The sequence below is a fragment of the Nitrososphaerota archaeon genome, from assembly GCA_029785825.1.
GTDB lineage: Archaea > Thermoproteota > Nitrososphaeria > Nitrososphaerales > Gagatemarchaeaceae > UBA183.
Genome location: JAFLYY010000001.1, coordinates 896,914 through 909,984, shown reverse-complemented (window position 1 = coordinate 909,984; position 13,071 = coordinate 896,914). Strand labels below are relative to the sequence as shown.

The window sequence follows — 13,071 nt, the reverse complement described above, 5'->3', positions numbered from 1 at the left end:
CCACGCCGGTCAGGAGTCCCCGACCCCGCGACCGGGGCGAGAGCCGTTCCGATCTATCAGACATCGTCTTTCGTGTCCAAGGGCGCGGAGCATCCGGTCAGGGTCCGTCAGCTCGGCCAAGGAGGGGAGGCATGCCCGATGCGAGAGTGGAAGAGCCCCCGGCAGGGACGCGGCAATCGGGAAAGCCTGAGCCGGCAGTCCCTGGACGCCATCCAGGCACCGGCCCCAGAGGGGGCGGAGTGCTCCGGTACAGGCGGACATCGCCATGACGACCTTGCCGGCTGTCCCTGTCGGCGTCCGGGCCTGCCCGTCTTGCCCTGGACAGGACCTCCTGCGTCCCATTGTCACGCCGCTTTCTAGAGCGCTGTCGGCTCACCTGCACCGGAGCCCGACCACAGGAGATGCTTCCAGATGCCCGTAGCTTAAATATCTCCCACTAGTGGGAGAGTGGGACATGAGCGCGATAGTGGAGTTCGACGACAAGGGAAGGGTGCTGATCCCCGCGGAGATAAGGCGCAAGATAAGGGGTAGGCGCTTCAAGGTCAGCACGCGAGGGGACGTCGTGGAGCTGGAGCCTCTGGCCACCCTGGCGGAGCTCAGAGGCAAGTACAGGCACCTGATCAAGTCGGACTGGGAGGCGCTGGAGGAGAAGAGCGAGGCCCTTGTCTGGAAGAGGTAGCGCCCCGAGGGCGCTTCTCGTAGACACGGACCTCTTCTTCTATTACCTGCGAGGAGGCGCGCTGGAAAGGCAGGCGGAAGATGTCGTCAAGGACGCCGAGGCAGGGACGCTCTCCCTCAGGACGTCGTCCGAAGTGTACGACGACGCGATACTCGCCTTGAGGTCAGACGAGTTTCCCCTCGAGGGGATACGGGAGTTTCTGAGCGACATGATGTCCATCCCCCACGTCTCGGTCCCGATGAGCGCCCAGGCCGCCGCCGAGGCGGTCGCCCTGTACATGGAGTTCGGAGGGAGGGGGAGGCTGAGCTACTTCGACTCCTTCCACGTCGCCACCGCGAAGAGCCTGGACCTGGTCCTCCTCACGAGCGACGGCTACATCGTAAAGAACGCCTCGAGGCTCGGCGTCCGGGCGTCCGACCTCGCCAAGTGGCGACGGGGCCGGGCCGGGGACGGTGCGAGGGGGGTCTCGGAAAGGTCAGGCGAGGCGGACCCGGGGCGGGCCTGACGGGTTCGGCGGTCTCTCTCTGACCCGACGCAGGGCGGTCTGCCTCCTGAGGTCTTGACGGGGCGCATCAGGGGAGCGAGAGCGTAGACCTGGGAACGGTCCCTCAGTCCGGCCCCAAGGCCGACGGTATCGGGGCGCGCTGGCATCAGGGCTCTTGTTCCTGGGCTGCGTGCAGCTGCGGCCAACCCTGCCACCGGAAAGTAGCCCCGATGCGGCTCTGTGGCAGGCTCGCGCTTTCGCGGGGCTCCCGGGGTTCGAATTCCCATGACTAGATATTTATACCCGAAGATGCGTTAGCCGGTCAGCGTGTCCAAAGGGAAGGACGTCCTGGTCTACCATGGAGAGAATGGGAAGAAGCTGTTCCTGGTGGCCCTCATGCTCGAGAACAGGGTCGGGTCTATCGCCGATGTTGCGTCGAGGCTGGAGAAGGCGAAGCTGAGCATCCAGTCCGGGTTCATCAGCTCGGCCGGGGAAGGGAGGTACGGCCGGTGCAGCTTCTATGTTCTCGCGAACGATGGGCGCCACTCCGCGAAGGAGCTGGCGGATGTCCTGGGCAAGTCCCCCTTCGCGAAGGAGGTCGAGGTGAAGGAGGCGCACAAAGGGATGCTGGTGGAGTCTCTCAGTTTCCCCCTGAGGTGGAGCTCGGGGGACAGGGCGATACTCTTCCGGACGCACTTCTTCACCGTGATGGAGCAGGGGATAAGGTCCATCCTCTCGTCGGGGGCGGACGTCGTCCTCTATCAGATGGGTTACAACCACGGCAGGCCGTCGTGGACCGAACTCCTCTCCAACTACAGGGTCGACAGCGCCGAGGACCTCCAGGAGATCTCCTACATCTATTCCGCCGCGGGGTGGGGGAGGATCGAGGTCATGGCCTTCGACAGGAAGGAGAAGAAGGCGTCCGTGAAGGTCTGGGACAACTTCGAGGGGCTCGTCAAGCCAGACGAGGTGAAGTCGGGGTGCAACTTCGTCAGAGGGCACCTGTCCGGGCTCTTCTCGACCGTGTTCGACACGGACGACATGAGGGTGTCTGAGGTGAAGTGCATATCCCGCGGCGACCCTGCCTGCGAGTTTTCTGTCGCCGGCTGACCCTGGAGGGGTCGATGCGCGCGGAGGCAGGGCAGGCGGTCGGGACCGTCGACGGGTCCCTCTGGCCCTGGGTGGCGCCCCCTCCCAAAGCGACGTGCGCCTGGCGCCGCAGGGGGCCCCGCGAGCGTCCCGCAGCTTATATCGCGGCCGGTTGCAGATGCTCCTGAAACCAGCCGGGCGACATGGCTCAACCCGAGAGAACTGACGGCGGAGACAGGACCAAGAACATAGTCAGGGGGATCGGCTCCCTCGCGGCCCAGGGGGTGCTCACCTCCCTCTTCGGCTTCGTCCTCCTCGCCTCCCTCCTCAGGTTCCTCCCATCCCACGAATACGGGGCCTACTCGGCGGTCTCGGTGTCGGTCGGGCTCGCCTCGGTGGTCGGAGGGTTCGGCCTGGCGGCGTCCCTCGTGAAGTTCCTCGCCCCCAGGTCGTCGGCCGAGGGGAGCGAGGGGTGGGGGGCGGCCAAGGCGTCCGTCCTGCTGACCCTCCTCTTCACCGCCGCAACCTCCGCCGGCCTCGCCCTGCTCGCCCCCTCCCTCTCCGACTACTTTCTGAAGGGGCCCTCGTCCGCGTGGCTCTTCGACCTCGGCGCCCTCTGGCTCTTCTCGGCCTCCGTCTCGTCGGTCCTCCTGGGGGTCCTCCAGGCGCTGCGGAGGTACTCGCTCATGGCCAGGCTGACCGTGATCGCCAGGTTCGCCGGGGTCGGGGTCGCCGTCGTGGGGCTCGTCGCCTTCCGCAGCCTGGCGGTCGCCATCGCTTCGTGGGCCCTCTACTACGCGATAATCGGCTCCGTGGCCTTCCTCAGGTACAGGAAGCTCCTTGCGTCGGGGGTCGCTCGGCCGTACTATTCGCCCGTCCTCAGGTACGCCGCCCCCCTCGCCGTGGCGGGGATCGTCGCCGCGGTGGCGAGCAACGCCGACATCGTCGTCGTCGGGGGGTACCTGAGCCCCACCTCCCTTGGGGTGTACAACGCGGCCGTGGTCATCTCCGGCGTGGTCTCCGCCCTCTTCGTCACCCCCCTCGCCACGGCCCTCTTCGCGGAGACGTCTTTCAGCGCCGAGACCTCGGCCGAGGTCTCCAGAGGGACCGGCCTCGCCCTCCGGTTCACCTTCCTCACGGTCCTCCCTGCCTCCTTCTTCGCGGCCGCCATGGCGCCCCAGCTCTTCGACCTCTTCTCTGGGGGCGGTGCCTACGCAGGCGGGGTCCCATACCTGCAGCTCATCACGCTCTTCTACGGGTTCCAGTCGGTCGAGACGGTCGCCATCTACGTCCTCCAGGGGGTCGGGCTGACCCGCCGGGTCCTCGTCATCGGCGCCGTCACGGCGATAGGGGAGGTGGTCCTCTCTGCCGCCCTGGTCCCCAGCATCGGCCTCGCGGGGGCCGCCTACAGCCGCGTGGGGATGTTCGCGGGCGGGTGCGCCCTTTCGCTCTACTACATCCGGCGCTACCTCCCCCGCCCCTTCGACTACCGCTTCCTCGGCAAGGCCCTGGTCGCCTCGGCTGTCCCCGCCCTCGCGGTGTACCTCCCCTCGGAGCTGGTCTCGTCCAGGGTGATCACCATCGTCCCCTACGCCGCCCTCGGCCTCGTCCTCTTCGCCGCCTGCGCCAAGGCACTGAAGCTCATCAGCGACGAGGACAGGTCGTTCCTCTCGCATCTCCTCCCGAGGGGACTGCAGTGGGTCCTCCGGCTGCTCTGACTGGCGGGGGCCCGAGCTGGTGCAGGTCGCGCGGAGCGTCTCCGACCCTGCCACCTGCGGCAGGGAGACGGGGGCGCCGAAGGAGGTGGCGGAGGAACTGGGTGCGGACAAGCTCACCGTCGTCACCTCGAGGGAGGGGGATGTCTTCCGCGTAGGGGGAAAGGGGTGGAAGCGGTCCCGGCGCGGAAGCGGTTCCTGCGCCCCGGCGCTCCAAGAGAGGGCGCGAGGGCATGAAGCGGTTCGAGGTCTGGACGGACTGCGATGCAGCTCACGAGCGCCGCCTGCTTCCTGAGCGGGCCATTCCACAATCAACCTCTGAGTGGTCCCAGAACCCTGGAACTGGGAAATCAGCCCACTTTTTCCCACTTTTTATATAGTGGGACACGTGTCCGGCAATCATGGGCGAGACCGTATCCGTGGACGAAAAGGGGAGGCTTGTGCTTCCCAAGAGGGTTCGGGAAGCGGCAGGCATAGAACCGCGGGCGGAGCTCCTGGCGAGGGTGAGCGGAGCGGGGAGGGTGGAGTTGTTTGACCCCGAGGTCCTGAACGCGAAGGCAAGGAAGATTGGGGCCGAGAAGCTCGAAGGTTGGAGGGAGGAGGACCACGAAGCCACGGGGTACTTCGTGAGGTCGCTCAGGAAACCCGAATGAAGCTCGTTGACACCGTGGCCCTGATTGGGTATCTCAATCCCAGGGACAGGGCGCATAAACGGTCAGTCCATCACATGGAGAGGCTCACCTCAGATGACGAGGTGCTGGTCCCTGTCACCTCCCTCGTTGAAGCGGACCTGGTGATGAAGGTCAGGGGGTACAACGACCTCGAAAGGGAGACGTCCTGGGCTGCACTAGAGAGCGCGGTCCCGGGGACCAAAGTCGTCTCCAACTCGGTCTCTTCCGTTCGGTCGGCGGTGGAGCTGCAGAAGATGGGGATGGACTATTTCGACTCCTTGATAGCCGCTCTGGCCAGGGAATCGGGCTCTCGCGTGATAACCACGGACGCATCGATCGAAGACGTCGTGCAGACGGAGTGGTGACTGGCGGTTGCGCCTTTCCCCTCTGCTTGGGCCGGCGGTACCTCGCGATTTCCTCCCCGGCGCCATGCAGCGGGTCCTCGGGCTGCTCTGACCAGCCGAAGGAGAAGCGGATAGCTCACCTTCCAGAAGCGAGAGCTCCTCCTTCCTGTTGGCGATTTTACTAATCACGATTGGTACTAAACACGATTAGTGTAGGGCCTCTTTCCCTCCCGGCTCTTTCTCCCGGGGGTTTGAGGCAGCGCGCCGCCCGGGGACCCGCTCAGGCGGCGCTTCGACCCTGGCGTTAGAGGCCAGGGCGCATGGGCTCCTTGCGCCATATCTGTCCAACGCCGTTGGGCAACAATTATATCCTTGCCCGTCAGACGCCGACGCCGTTGGACATCGACCTGGCGGTCGGACGATATCGGGGAGCGACGGCTCCTCGGGGGGCCGTCAAGAGAGACGCGGCCGTGGAGGACGGGAGCTTCATGTCCGCGATCATCGGGCCGCGGCGGGCGGGCAAGACGACCTTCATGCTCCAGCTCATGGACGGCCTTCCCCTCCCGGCGAGCAACAAGGTCTTCGTGAACGGGGAGGACGTCGCCTTCGAAGGCATGACGGCTGACGACTTGCCGAAGATCGAGGAGGCGGTGTTCAGGCTCTACAGGCCTGACCCGACGAAGGATCTGCGCCTCTTCATCGACGAGGTCCAGAGGTTCCCCAGCTGGGCGCGGTGGGTGAGGACCCTGCACGACTCCGGGAAGTACGGGGTGATGGTCACCGGCTCGACCTCCGAGCTGTCGACGGACAGGCTCCCTTCAGTCCTCAGGGGGAGGGCCCTCAACACCCTTGTCCTCCCTTTCTCCTTCGCCGAGCTCCTGAGGGCGAAGGGGGCCGAAGCTGAGGGGCTCACGTCCCCGGAGAAGGCGGGCGCGCTCGCCTCGTTCGCCGACGAGTATGTCGAATTCGGGGGGTACCCGGCCGTGGTCCTCGCCGAGGGGGCCCAGCTCAAGCACAGGATACTCCAGGAGCTCTTCGACACGGTCGTTCAGAGGGACATGATCGAGAGGCTGAAAGTGAGGAGCCTCCCGCTGCTACGGGCCTTCGTCTCGGCGGTGCTGGGCTCGGCCTGCCGCCCGCTTTCGGCCCGCTCCATATCCCGCTGGCTCGGCGCCGAAGGGCTGAAGCTCGGAAGGCAGACCGCGCTGAGCTACCTGGACGGCGCCGAAGACGTCTTCATGATAAAAAGGGCGTATCCCTTTTCGAAGAAGCCGAAGGAAAGGAGGGTGAGCCCCAAGGTCTACGCCCTCGACTCCGGCTTCCTCGCCCTCGTCGGGGGGGACTCGTCCAAGAAGCTCGAGAACCAGGTGTTCGTCGACCTCGTCCGGAGAGGGGGGGCGTTGTCGTACTGGCGGAGCCAGACCACGGGGAAGGAGGTGGACTTCGTCGTCGGTGGGCGGAGGCCGGAGCTGGTGCAGGCCGCATGGAGTGTCGCCGACCCGGCCACCTACGACAGGGAGGTGGGGGCGCTGAAGGAGGCGGCGGGCGAGCTGGGGGCGGAAAGGCTCACGGTCGTCACCTCGAAGGAGGAGAAGGTCTTCCGCGAGGGGGGGAGAGAGGTGGAAGTGGTCCCGGCGTGGAAATGGTTCCTGCGGCCCGGCGCCCCAAGAGAGGGGGCGAAGGCGTGAAGCGGTTCGAGGTCTTGGCGGACTGCGACGCGAAGGACGAGGAGGAAGCGTTGGCGGGCTCCGTGGCCAGCTTCATGGGTGGAGATCGAAGGTCGGGCTTGCGTACGCATGCGCCTGTGGCATCCTCTCCCGGGAGCTCGGGCTGGCCTCGGCGGAAGGAGACGTTCAGGCGGGCCGGTAGGCGCGGCACGAGAGACGCGACCGGTCGAACTCAGTACCTCGCGGCTCCGACCTTTCCCCTCACCGCTGAGAATACGGTGGCGGCCACGAGCAGGAGAGCGGAGACTTCGAAGGCGAAGCTCTGGCCGGAGAGGTATCCTGCAGCCAAGTCAGGAGAGAGCTTGTGTCCCAGGCTGCCGATGAAGAGCTGGTAGACGACTTGGCTCGGGATGACGCTGGTGGCCGCCACGAGAGAGAGCGCGAAACTCAGCACCATCCCGGTGTTCCTGAACGTGTTCATCAGGCCGGAGCCGACGCCGTACCTTCCCACTGGGGACGACGACATGATCGTGCTCGTGTTGGCCGGCCAGAAGAGCCCTCCTCCGAAGCCGTAGACCGCCTCCGCCATCGCTATGTAAAGCAAGGGGGTGGAGACGCTGAGCCGACTGAGGAGTATCAGGACAAGCAGTTGAAGCGCGAGGCCGGCGGATGCTACTATCCTCGCTCCAATCTTGTCTGAGAGGGACCCCGCGAAAGGGCCGACGAAAGCCGTGACGGCCGCCATCGGCAGTATCAGGTAGGACGCGGTCAGGACCGAAAATCCGCCGATCCCCTCCAGGTAGAATATCAGCAGGAAGTTCACGCTGAACAGGGCCAGCGACTGGAGCAGCGCGGTGATGACAGAGAACGAGAAGACCCTGTTGCGGAAGATGGAAAAGTCAACTATCGGGGACTTGCTGTACCTCGACTCCCACAGTACGAACAGGGCGAAGAAGAGCGGAGAGGCGGCCACCGTTGCGTACGTCACGGGGTCGCTCCAAGAGTATAGCAGGCCCCACGTGACCCCGAAGAGGAGGGAGAACAGACCCGCTGTGAACAGCAGGGCGGCTGGGATGTCAAAGGACTCCTTTGACGCGAGGCTCTTCGGCTCCCTCAGGGCCCTGTATGCCCAAGCCGTCCCGAATGCTCCTATGGGCAGGTTGATGAGGAATATCAGCCTCCAAGTCGTGTAGGCTATGATTACGCCGCCGAGCACGATTCCGAGCGTGGAACCGGCTCCCCAGAGTATCGCCGTCGCGCCGAAGGCCTTCCCCCTCTCTTCCTGCGGGAATGCCTCGGAGAGTATCGCGAAGGAGTTCGCGGTGAGCAGCGCCGCACCCATCCCCTGCAGGGCCCTGAACCCAATCAGCGCCGGACCGCTCGGCGCGAGCCCGGACAAGACAGATCCGACGGTGAAGACTACGAATCCGACGTTGTACATCCTCTTTCTGCCATAGACGTCGGCTATCCGGCCGAGGCTCAGCACAAGCGCCGTGTTGACGAGCAGATAGGCGACCACGACCCATACGACGGTGACGAAGTCTGAATGCAGGTCCGCTGCTATCGGAAGCAGGGCCAGGATCACGATCGTGCTGTCAACCGCCGACATCATCGAACCGAGGGAAGTAACCGAGAACGCCTTCCACTTGTACTCCAAACGGTCTTTCACGCTCTGACTCTACGAAGCGGGCGCCTCAAGGGAGATCTGACTCCTGACCCTCTCCCCGGCGCCGTGCCTGGACGCCCTCTCGAGGTCGAGCCCCTTTCTCCTGCACACCGTCGAAATGGCGTGCAGCAGCGTCTCCCCGCCGAGGCTCAGCAGCGCAGTGGTCGCTAGTCTCCCGAGAGCGCCTCCCTCGCTGTCTTTCGCTGCATCCCTCAGCGCCATCTTGGCGAGGTGCCTGTAACAGGCGTAGTAGACCGCCAGCTGCGACTCTTTGAGCATGCCTATAGAGAAGCGCCTCCCCTTAATCATGCCCAGAGGGACGTTCTGCATCGGGGTCACGGTGAACTCGAACGGCCTTCCTCCGTCCAGCGACGAATTGCTCATCATGTTGACCAGGGCGACCGTGTCCCAGTTGTCCTCGTCTGTCTCTCCGGACTGTCCCACTTGAACAGTAAACGCCGGTCGCCAGTAGTACTTGTTCAAGGTGTACGTGCCCCTCCACACTATCTCCGGCCAGGAGCCGTCTGCTCCCACCTTCAGGGGGAGGGTCTTGTTCGGCATGTGCAGCTTCGCGAGCCTCTCGCTCCCGGTCTCTATGCCGACCTGAACCCCTATCCAGTTGGACGGGCCGGCCCTCGCAATCCGGGAGAGGCTCCTGAGCAACTCCGGATGCGCTGCAGGGATGGATATCCTCCCATGAGTCGGATTCGTCTTCTCTATCCCCCTGACCGACATCACGGCGCTGAACAGGCCGGTGAGCGCTTCGAAGTTGGGTTCGTAGTTCCTCCCGTGCTCGTAGGCGAATACCTCGTCTGTGTGTAGCCACGCGTTGGGGAACCCCCCCTGCTTGGCGTTCACCTCGATCTCCCTCTGGACCTTGTCGTAGGGATAGTATCGTAGCGGCCTGAGCGTCACCTCGCAGAAGTCGCATCCGATGCCGCACCCCCGCATCACCTCAGTGATGGCCTTCGCAGCGGGCCTGCGTATCTCGGGAATCTCGTCCAGGGTGGGAGACTGATTCGAGAACTTTGCCCGTGTCAGGAACCTTCCATGCCCTACCCAGGACTTGTGGAACCCGGGGTCGAAGGTCTGGAACCCCGCGAAGAAAGGACTCTCCTCCCGGGCGCCGCTGGTGAATCCCTCTCGCGCACTGTCGAACAGCTCGCACGCGATGTCGTCTGCCTCCCCTTGGAACGCGCAGTCTATGCCGAGCCTGTCGAGCTCCTCGGGCATCACCGTGAACTCCCATACGCCCGGCCCTCCTACGAGCACCTTCGCCTTTGAGTTGACCCTGGCCTTCGCCCTGCTTATCCTGGCCATGAGCTCCTCGAACTCTCTCCTGACCCACGGCGTAAAGTCCGGGCGGCCGAAGAGCACCGCGTATGACATGGTCAGGGGACCGAGCCCCAGCGGGTCCATCGTGCTTACGCCTATCACTTCGGTCTCAGGAGTGACGAACCTCTCGATGTAGTCCTCGTGCGGGACCGCCACCTCCTCTTCCTTGAGCTCCTTCAGGAGCGCCGACTCCATCTTTCTGACGGAGTAAGGCGCTATCGACGCTTGGCCGTCAGCAAGGGGGGAAGGGACTTTTCCCTTCAGGAAGGAGTAGAAGGGCCTGGGCACTGCCTGGAATGGCGCGCTCGGCAGAAAGTCAAGCAACGGGAAGTTCCTGTAGTCGTGGGTGAGCGTCGTGTCGGAGACGAGCAGGTACCTGGGGTTCGGCATGGTCCTCAGACCCTCTCCCTTTCACTCCGCTTCCTTGATGAGGAAGTACGGGTTCTTCCCCCCTGTCTCCTGGTAGATGACCTTGCTTGAGAACCCCCTGAGCTCCATGACTCTCTCCTTGGAGACATCCGCCATGTCCTTCAAGGACGAGTAAAGTCTGTGCGTCCTCCCAACCTGCGAAGGGAAATCCGCCGCGTCCTTCAGATAGGCCGGGATCATTTCAAAGACGAACTTCTGGCCGTTGGACATCAGGTCCCGCTTGAACTCCTTGGGTTCACGCCCTCCGCCGCGCCTAAGCTTCCCCTCCAGCCACTTCAGGACGTAGAAAGAATAGTTCCCATAGAATTGGAGCATCTGTATGATTGCCGGGTTGACCCTGGTCTTCATGACAGGCGTCAGGACATCGTACCTGCTCCAGTCGAGCGTGAAGAGCCTGTCGTTCTTCAGGGCGTCGTCGAATATCCTCGTCCCCGGGAGCGGGGTGTAGGTCGTGAACTGCACCCCGTCGGCGCCCGCGTCCGCGAGGTGGTGCGAGAACCTCAAGGTGGCGAGCATGTCCCTGAAGCTCTCGTACGGAGCGCCGAGCATCATGCCGATCAGGACGATGACCCCGTTCTCGCTGAGGATCCTGACCGCCTTCACCGACTGCGGGGTGAGGAGCCCCTTGTGCATCCTCTTGAGCGTCTCCTGGCTCCCTGACTCCACCCCCAGGAAGGCAAAGCGCATCCCCGCCTCCGCGCCCCGCTTTATCAGGGCCGGGTTCTTCGATGTTACGTCGGCCCTCATCTGGACGAGCCACTTGAGCCTGTCGTACCCGTTCTCTATCATGGCGTCGAAGAGGGCCATCCTCCGGTCGACGTTGGGGTAGACGACGAATATGTCATCTGTGAAGAATATCCAGTCGTAGCCCAGCCTCTTCGCGAGCTCCAGCTCCATCAGTATCCTCTTGTTGGACTTGTTCCTCCATCTGTGTCCCCACGTCGGGGTGACAGAACAGAAGTCGCAGGCGTAGGGGCACCCCCTGGCAGTTTCAAGGCAGGCGACTGCCCCCTTCCCGAACACTTTGATTGTATAGGGCTCCTTCTTGACCAGGTGAAGGGCGGGGAGCGGCAGGGCGTCAAGGTCCGGGATGAGGGCCCTGGGCACCGTCTGGACCACGCTGGATTTTCCGTCCTCCCTTCTGTTGAATAGGATCCCCGGGACCTCCTCCAGCCCCCTTCCGTCTCTCAGCGAAGCGGCGACGTCGAGGATGGTCTGGTCGCCCTCGCCGAGCACCACGACGTCGAAACCGCTCCTGAGCAGGTCGTAGGGGACGAACGTCGCGTGGTGCCCCCCCGCCACAAGGAGGGCGTCCCCCTTCTCCTCCTTCACCTTCTTGGCGATCTCCGTCGAAGTCGTGTGGGCGGCCGTGGCGTGGATCGTCAGGCCCACGATGTCGGGGTCGAAGGCCAGAGCCTCCTTCACGACGCCGTCGACAGTCTTCTCCTCGTCGGCCTCCATGTCTATGACTCTCACTTGGGAGTCGTCAAGGGTCAACAGGGAGCCAGCCAATTGGAGCAGGCCCAGCGGCGCGGGGAGGAACCCCCACTTGGTGAGGTACGCGCTCCCTGTCGGGTTCGAGGGGCGTATGAGGAGGGTCTTCAGGCTCATTCTTTCTGCCCCCGCGCTCACCCTCCCGACTGCGCCATCGCTTCCTGGAGCTTCACCAGGAGCTCGCGGAGGGTCCTCTGTTCGGCCGGGGTGAACACGCGCAACGCGTTCTGCACGAACTCGCCATATCTCTCGGCCACCCTCTCCTGCAGCGCCCTCCCCTTGGGCGTGAGCTCGATGTCCGTGGTCCTCCTGTCCCCCTTGCGGCCCGTCCTCATGAGGAGCCCCCTGGACTCGAGCCTGTCGACTATCCCGGTGATGTTCGCAGGCGTGACGAGCATCTCGTCGCTGATCTCCCGCATGCAGACCGTCCCCTTCTTCGCGACCACCCTCAGCGCCTGGAACTGGGGCTGCGTCAGCCCCTCCTCGGAGAGCATCTCAGCGATCCGGCGGGCCATCGCCCTGTAGGCGGATAGGATCGCACCATAGGTCTCGTTGTGGCCCGACCCCCCCTGCGCTGGCACGCGACGAGAGGACTAGTCAAAACATATATAGTTAATGCTTTGAGTTCTCCGTCGAGGCAAGTTGCCAGGCGGAACCGGCGTGGTCTCAGAAATGACGAGCTTCAAGGGCGCGCGGGGGCCCGTGACGGCCTACCTGTCCAGGCCCGATACCGAGGAGGCGAGGCCCGCGGTCGTAGTGATCCACGAGATATGGGGGCTCGTGGGGCACATCAAGGACGTCGCCGACAGGTTCGCGAGGGAAGGGTACGTGGCGCTGGCCCCCGACCTCTACTCTTCGGACCCCGAGCTGGCGTCGTTGATCACGCCTCAGAACGTGGGGACGGCCATGGGTTTCATGCAGACGCTCCCTCCCGAGAAGAGGGCGGACATGGCCTTCGTCCAGCAGGAGCTGGCGAAGCAGCCCGCCGCGACCAGGGATGTCGCCCAGCGGGTGATGGGGAAGCTGTTCGGCGGGATGCCCAAGGACGCCTTGACGGAGGAGGCCGTGAAGGCGGTGGAGCACCTGAACTCGCAGGACTACGTCAGGGACGGACGGGTCGGGACCATGGGCTTCTGCTTCGGCGGAGGGATGTCGATCAACACGGCGTGCCACACAAAGACGGCGGCGTGCGTGGTCTTCTACGGGGAGAACCCGACGCCGATAGAGCTCGTAGCCAGGATCCAGTCCCCTGTCCTCGGGCTATACGGAGGGGACGACATGAGGATCAACTCCACCCTCGACAAGCTGGTGGCCGCCATGGTGCAGCACAGGAAGGACTTCGAGATGAGGGTCTTTCCCGGCGCGCCGCACGCCTTCTTCAACGACACCAACAAGACCACCTACAGGGAGGGAGCCGCGAAGGAAGCCTGGGGCCTGACGCTCAGTTTCTTCAGACGGACCCTGCAGGGTGGCTAGCCGCCCGTTGAACGCTCAGCTT

General features: G+C 64.3%; 13 protein-coding genes. 9 read left to right on the top strand and 4 right to left on the bottom strand.

Features of this window, described 5'->3' with window-relative positions:
- Positions 1–454 precede the first annotated feature (454 nt).
- From JRN21_04940 to JRN21_04905, 8 genes are all read left to right on the top strand, one after another.
- A complete protein-coding gene (locus JRN21_04940) occupies positions 455–679 on the top strand; it encodes an AbrB family transcriptional regulator (GenBank protein MDG6988655.1) in 225 nt (74 codons plus the stop codon).
- Entirely contained in the window at positions 663–1,184 is a 522-nt protein-coding gene (locus JRN21_04935; protein ID MDG6988654.1) for a PIN domain-containing protein, read from the top strand. The genes JRN21_04940 and JRN21_04935 overlap by 17 nt, the downstream gene beginning before the upstream one ends.
- A 306-nt stretch (positions 1,185–1,490) precedes the next feature.
- A complete protein-coding gene (locus JRN21_04930; protein ID MDG6988653.1) occupies positions 1,491–2,273 on the top strand; it encodes a hypothetical protein in 783 nt (260 codons plus the stop codon).
- Positions 2,274–2,455: 182 nt separating this feature from the next.
- Entirely contained in the window at positions 2,456–3,970 is a 1,515-nt protein-coding gene (locus JRN21_04925; GenBank protein MDG6988652.1) for an oligosaccharide flippase family protein, read from the top strand.
- Positions 3,971–3,989: 19 nt separating this feature from the next.
- Entirely contained in the window at positions 3,990–4,262 is a 273-nt protein-coding gene (locus JRN21_04920; GenBank protein MDG6988651.1) for a hypothetical protein, read from the top strand.
- A gap of 106 nt (positions 4,263–4,368) precedes the next feature.
- Positions 4,369–4,620, top strand: a complete 252-nt coding sequence (locus JRN21_04915) for an AbrB family transcriptional regulator (GenBank protein ID MDG6988650.1) — start codon at positions 4,369–4,371, stop codon at positions 4,618–4,620.
- Positions 4,617–5,003: a PIN domain-containing protein gene (locus tag JRN21_04910; GenBank protein MDG6988649.1), complete on the top strand. Its 387-nt coding sequence runs from the start codon at positions 4,617–4,619 to the stop codon at positions 5,001–5,003. The genes JRN21_04915 and JRN21_04910 overlap by 4 nt, the downstream gene beginning before the upstream one ends.
- A gap of 374 nt (positions 5,004–5,377) precedes the next feature.
- A complete protein-coding gene (locus JRN21_04905) occupies positions 5,378–6,670 on the top strand; it encodes an ATP-binding protein (protein ID MDG6988648.1) in 1,293 nt (430 codons plus the stop codon).
- 211 nt (positions 6,671–6,881) lie between these two features.
- Here the strand turns inward: JRN21_04905 and JRN21_04900 are convergent, their stop codons facing one another.
- Genes JRN21_04900 through JRN21_04885 form a run of 4 tightly spaced genes read right to left on the bottom strand, consistent with a single transcriptional unit; the run spans position 6,882 to position 12,154 of the window.
- Positions 6,882–8,318: an MFS transporter gene (locus tag JRN21_04900; protein ID MDG6988647.1), complete on the bottom strand. Its 1,437-nt coding sequence runs from the start codon at positions 8,316–8,318 to the stop codon at positions 6,882–6,884.
- Positions 8,319–8,327: 9 nt separating this feature from the next.
- Positions 8,328–10,040: a B12-binding domain-containing radical SAM protein gene (locus JRN21_04895; protein MDG6988646.1), complete on the bottom strand. Its 1,713-nt coding sequence runs from the start codon at positions 10,038–10,040 to the stop codon at positions 8,328–8,330.
- 21 nt (positions 10,041–10,061) lie between these two features.
- Entirely contained in the window at positions 10,062–11,684 is a 1,623-nt protein-coding gene (locus JRN21_04890; protein MDG6988645.1) for a B12-binding domain-containing radical SAM protein, read from the bottom strand.
- Between the two features lie 23 nt (positions 11,685–11,707).
- Complete coding sequence (locus JRN21_04885) at positions 11,708–12,154, bottom strand: MarR family transcriptional regulator (GenBank protein MDG6988644.1); 447 nt, start codon at positions 12,152–12,154, stop codon at positions 11,708–11,710.
- 61 nt (positions 12,155–12,215) lie between these two features.
- Here JRN21_04885 and JRN21_04880 point away from each other — a divergent pair, with 61 nt between their 5' ends.
- A complete protein-coding gene (locus tag JRN21_04880; protein MDG6988643.1) occupies positions 12,216–13,049 on the top strand; it encodes a dienelactone hydrolase family protein in 834 nt (277 codons plus the stop codon).
- Positions 13,050–13,071 lie beyond the last annotated feature (22 nt).

Coding starts and splice junctions, on each gene's coding strand:
- JRN21_04940 (MDG6988655.1), top strand. CDS start 455: ATGAGCGCGATAGTGGAGTTCGACGACAAGGGAAGGGTGCTGATCCCC.
- JRN21_04925 (MDG6988652.1), top strand. CDS start 2,456: ATGGCTCAACCCGAGAGAACTGACGGCGGAGACAGGACCAAGAACATA.
- JRN21_04915 (MDG6988650.1), top strand. CDS start 4,369: ATGGGCGAGACCGTATCCGTGGACGAAAAGGGGAGGCTTGTGCTTCCC.
- JRN21_04910 (MDG6988649.1), top strand. CDS start 4,617: ATGAAGCTCGTTGACACCGTGGCCCTGATTGGGTATCTCAATCCCAGG.
- JRN21_04895 (MDG6988646.1), bottom strand. CDS start 10,040: ATGCCGAACCCCAGGTACCTGCTCGTCTCCGACACGACGCTCACCCAC.